The sequence below is a fragment of the uncultured Bacteroides sp. genome, from assembly GCF_905207245.1.
Classification (GTDB): Bacteria; Bacteroidota; Bacteroidia; order Bacteroidales; family Bacteroidaceae; genus Bacteroides.
Map to the genome: position 1 here is coordinate 1 of NZ_CAJLKP010000157.1, position 4,957 is coordinate 4,957.

The following is a 4,957-nucleotide window of genomic DNA, read 5'->3' on the forward strand; positions in this document are numbered from 1 at the left end:
GTAGCTTGTAGCTCGTAGCTGTCTCACTTCTTCCTTACAGCCGAAGTCATCGGATAGCGATTCCCCTGTACACTCTTAAAGAACGCCTTTGCCGAACCGAAATTGAGATACATATCCAAACGGATGGGAAGATGATTCTTATCATCTGAGATAAAGAAAGTAATCACCTCTTTTTCTTTTCCCTTCTTATATTCTACAAAAGAGAATACAAGGCAACGGTAAATCGTATCATTATTGGCTTTAACTTCCTCTTTTCCACGATAAATCAGCGTTTGTTCTTCTACCTTGCGTCCGGTAGCCATAGGGAACAGGATGCGGTCGCCTATTTTATAATCTGCCGGATCGTAAGAACGCGCCTGCGCCAGAATACTCAACATGTCGAAGATACAACGGCTGTCACTGTATTCCATCTCTTGCGGATCGCGGACCGGATTGTGCCAGATACGCCTCTGTTTTACGTTGGATACACCATTTTTATAAGAAAACCATGCCTCATCTACCGTATAGCGATCTCCCTCTTCGGCCGCCTTGCGGAAATAAAGCGGTTCCAGTTTCTCACTGACATAACATGTCAGCGTATCTCGCATCTTAAAGAAGAAATCTGTCTTCTTGCTACCCACGGAAAGCAGGTTGAAACGATAGGCAGGTTGTGACTGATAAGTAGTGGAGAAAGTCGTCAGACTTGCCAGACCGACCTTCTTCCATATAAACTTCCAATTAAAGTACAAATCATACATCACATGCTCACCGGACTGGAATGCGGTGTTCTCCGCTGTACATTGCGCCCGGGAAGGAATAGCAATAGTTAGTAAAAGGGCTCCCAACAGGCAGAATACCCATCCGCGCTTACCGGCGATTGCCGGAGTTGCGGTTATTTTGATTTTTCTTTTTCTTGTCTTCATCTGGTTTTTGTTTTTTGAGTTCTACCGGTTTCTGTTTATCCAGCGGCCTTTCATGTATATTCCAGGTCTGTGTCAGGTCAAAGTTCGCCTTCAGCTCTATCACCTGGTGATAATAATACACTTTTTCCGGTTGCCGTTTATCTTCATATTTTCCGGTATCCCACACACCGTTTCCATTCGTATCATTTATGAGGCGTGCACCGTATTTGCCCGGGTTCAGGAAGTAGAAATCCGCCTTCCCATCGACAACAGGCACCGTACGCACCACTTTGTCCTGCCCGTCAAGCAACTCTACGAATGCCACCGAATCCGCCCCACTCACATTGTAGAAAATCTGCCCGTATTCTTCGGGCTTCTTCACCTTGAATTCTTTCTTTATCTTATCGGTAAACATGCCATATATTCCGTGGAAAGCCATAGAGTCCACTTCAAGACTATAGCTTTCACCAGGCTCCCAATCCGCATAGACATTGTAACGCATCAGGTTCAATGAATCCGGCACAAAGTCAAAAGTAACGTCCCGCCACAAGCTGTCCACCTTTTGCCTCAGATGAATGGCACTGTCGGCCACACTTGCCAAAGGCTCAGTAAAGGTAAAAGTGATATAATCATAAATATCCATCGTGCCCGGGGCATATACATCAACAGGAAGGAAGATGGTTGGCTCTACATACTCCTTGCCTTCTTTCTCCGCCTTCTTTTTGGCTTTCTCTACTTCTTTTTCCTTCTTTTCCCGCTCTTTTTCCAATTCCTTCTCCGACTTTGGCCTGAGTTTGGATACCAGTTTCAGCGTATCGGTGCGAGGCACCAGTTGGTTTAACGTATCCGTATACAGATAACTGAGGCTCATTTTCAAAGTATCCATCTGATAGACTAAAGAGTCCCTTATCCAGTAGGTAAGCGTATCCATGCGTCCTGTGGGCATCTCCACAATAAAAGCATCGGTTTCATCGAAGTTCAGCCCCTTCAACAGTGGCAAGCTATCTGCTACGGCCGAAAAGTAGAAAGAGAACTTCCGGGGTTCGGGGCGCTCGCTCTTGATGAGACGCTGTGAAGAGGTCAGCTCCTTAAAACAACGCAAAATGACGTCATCCGGAGAATAGTGGGTATATGTCTTCTCCACAATCGTATCTATCGTCAAGGAATCTACCCAAAGGGTATCGAAGCGTATCCGTTCATCCATAGAGGGAATAATCAGAGAATCCTCGAAAGCAAGGATTTCGCTGGGCTGGCTATAATAGAAATTCTGATCGGCATCCTGCAATCCGTAAATACGATATTCGCCCGGAGCCACACCCCGGATAGTGAAACGCCCGCGACTATCGGTACGCCCCACCCGTTCAAAAGGCTTCGTGGTAAAGGCGGAGTCAGCCAGATCGGAATGCATACCTACCAGCATTCCTTTCACCGGCTCCAGATTTGCAGCATTAAGCACGGTGCCCGAAACAACCATCGAGTCAAGAGCGGTACCTGTAGAAAAAGTAAATCCGAAATCAGGCAACGGATTGCCTTCGTTATTGTCCTGAATGGCATCTGAGAAGTCTATCGTATACGTCGTGTTCGGCTTGAGTGAATCTTTCAGGTTGATGACAACTTTCTTCCCGTTGGATTTTATCTCAGGCTGTTGCACTTGAGGGGGAGAAATCACGATTTTCTCTCCCGGTTTCTCAAGCTTGATAAACTCATCGAATTCAATCGAAATCCTCTTCCGGTTATTATTAAGTGCACCCGGTGCCGGCGTACTACTTACAAAGCGGGGGGGAGTCTCATCATAATCACCACCCTCCGGACGCCCGATACTGGCGCAGGAATAAAGTACAGCAGCAATGGCAGCAACACCCGCCAAACGTTTGAAAAGAGGTTTCATATTCGAATATTTGTTACGTAACATCTTGCAAAAATAAAGCTTATCCATTAATAAGCCGTATGCTTTACAGTATTTTAATCAAAAAAGAGAAATATAGTATTTAAAAACAGGTGATAGCAGTGAAAAGTTCGTTCTCTGACAGGCAAATACTGATTCAAAATTACTTTGATATATATAAGAATGCCCTGTTAGTATCTGTCATCCTGAGCGTAGCCGAAGGATCTCCTCTCAATCAGTTCAATACATATTCGGTACAAACTCGGTATATATTCGGTACAAATTCGGTTAAACATATCTATTTACGGGAAAGAACCGAATTTGCTAAAAGAGATTATCAAATACATATAGAAGGAAACAGAGATGAAAGAAGGAAAAGTAGTTATTCGGCAACGCCCCCTACGCAGACTACCTCTATAATTCCCCAAAGCCCCCTATATATAATAGATGTATAAAACATAGTTAAAAATACACCAATATAGAACTAATCTGTTCAAAAATAGATAATTTTGCACTCGGAAAACCAGAAGAGTGCTTTTAGTTTTCCCTTTGCTTACCGTACAATCCAACTATGCAAGACATAAAAGCCTTTATTCATCAAAATGAAAAAATAAACCAAAAGACAGAGAATAATTACGAGTATGAAGAGTAGATTGATTTTATTGGCATGCTGTTGCCTGTCACTGTTCAGTTGTGGACAAGGTGACAAAACTACGGGTAAAACACCCGAATTCGCAGTAATTACAGTGAATACCACCACTGCTAATTTGACAAATAGTTATCCGGCGACTATTAAGGGTAAACAAGATGTGGAAATCCGCCCGATGGTTAGCGGTTTCATCACCAAGCTGCACGTGGACGAAGGTTCCGTAGTGCGTAAAGGGCAAGTACTGTTCAGCATTGACCCCGTACAGTATCAGGCTGCCGTGAACTCAGCCAAAGCTGCTGTTGAAACAGCCAAAGCTGCTGTAAACACGCAGGAACTCACCGTGAACAATAAGCGTGAGTTGAACAAAAAGAATATTATCAGCGACTACGACTTGCAGATGGCCGAAAACCAATTGGCACAAACCAGAGCACAATTGGCACAAGCCGAAGCACAATTAGTAAACGCCAAGAACAATCTGTCATATACCAATGTAACCAGTCCCAGTGATGGCGTAGTAGGTACCATCCCCTACCGTGTAGGTAGCCTGGTTAGTCCTTCCGTAGCCACTCCGTTGACTACCGTTGCCGATATATCCGAGATGTTTGCTTACTTCTCAATGACCGAAAGACAATTGCTGGCACTGATACACGAAGGTGGCAGCATCAAGGAGATTCTGGAGAAAATGCCTGCGGTGCAACTGCAACTTATCGATGGAACCATGTATGCCGACAGTGGACGCGTGGAAACCATCAGTGGCGTTATCGACCAGACAACAGGTTCGGTTAACATGCGTGCTCTTTTCCCCAATCAGCGCAACATTCTTCGTAGCGGCGGTACGGGTAACGTAGTATTCCCCAACCCGATGGTAGACGTCATCATGATACCACAATCGGCTACTACTGAAATTCAAGACAAGAAGTTCGTATTTGTGGTACAGCCAGACAACACTTTGAAGAATACCGAAGTACAGGTATTCAAGCTGAACGATGGCAAGTACTACTACGTGACCGAAGGTCTGAAAGCTGGCGACAAAGTTGTAATCGAAGGCGTGCAGAATCTGAAAGACGGAGCTACCATCACTCCTATCACTCCTGCCGAGAAAGAGACCGAGTATCAAAAAGCGCTGCAAGACCAGAAAGACGGTAATATCCAAACGGCGTTTCAATGAAAGAATGAAAAATGAAAGAATGAAAGGCTGCGCATAATAGGCACAGCATTAGTTCTTATCCCATTTTAATTCTTTATTTCTTTAATTCTTTAATTTTTCATGAAATGAAATTAGATAGATTTATTAATCGTCCGGTGCTATCCACGGTAATTTCCGTGCTGATAGTAATCCTGGGGCTTATTGGTCTGGCAACACTGCCTATCACCCAATATCCGGACATTGCACCCCCTACCGTATCGGTACGCGCCACCTATACCGGAGCCAACGCCCAAACGGTACTGAACTCTGTCATCGCACCGCTGGAAGACCAGATTAACGGTGTGGAGAACATGATGTATATGACCTCCAATGCCACCAACAGCGGTTCCGCCGAT

At 44.7% G+C, this 4,957-nt stretch carries 4 protein-coding genes; 2 read left to right on the forward strand and 2 right to left on the reverse strand.

What is annotated here, in order from left to right:
* Positions 1-23 precede the first annotated feature (23 nt).
* Together QZ135_RS24420 and QZ135_RS24425 are read right to left on the reverse strand one after the other, a co-directional pair.
* Positions 24-902, reverse strand: coding sequence for a DUF3108 domain-containing protein (locus QZ135_RS24420; protein WP_294615678.1), 879 nt, complete (start codon positions 900-902; stop codon positions 24-26).
* Entirely contained in the window at positions 847-2,769 is a 1,923-nt protein-coding gene (locus QZ135_RS24425; protein ID WP_294615680.1) for an Ig-like domain-containing protein, read from the reverse strand. Before QZ135_RS24425 ends, QZ135_RS24420 begins: the two co-directional genes overlap by 56 nt.
* 638 nt (positions 2,770-3,407) lie before the next feature.
* Here QZ135_RS24425 and QZ135_RS24430 point away from each other — a divergent pair.
* Both QZ135_RS24430 and QZ135_RS24435 read left to right on the forward strand, forming a co-directional pair.
* Complete coding sequence (locus tag QZ135_RS24430; RefSeq protein ID WP_294615682.1) at positions 3,408-4,583, forward strand: efflux RND transporter periplasmic adaptor subunit; 1,176 nt, start codon at positions 3,408-3,410, stop codon at positions 4,581-4,583.
* Positions 4,584-4,687: 104 nt separating this feature from the next.
* Positions 4,688-4,957, forward strand: a 270-nt coding sequence (locus QZ135_RS24435; protein WP_294615684.1) for an efflux RND transporter permease subunit, incomplete at its 3' end; no start/stop codon positions are given.

Excerpts from the sequence above, each read along its gene's own strand:
- QZ135_RS24420 (WP_294615678.1), bottom strand. The coding sequence starts at position 902 with ATGAAGACAAGAAAAAGAAAAATCAAAATAACCGCAACTCCGGCAATC.
- QZ135_RS24425 (WP_294615680.1), bottom strand. The coding sequence starts at position 2,769 with ATGAAACCTCTTTTCAAACGTTTGGCGGGTGTTGCTGCCATTGCTGCT.
- QZ135_RS24430 (WP_294615682.1), top strand. The coding sequence starts at position 3,408 with ATGAAGAGTAGATTGATTTTATTGGCATGCTGTTGCCTGTCACTGTTC.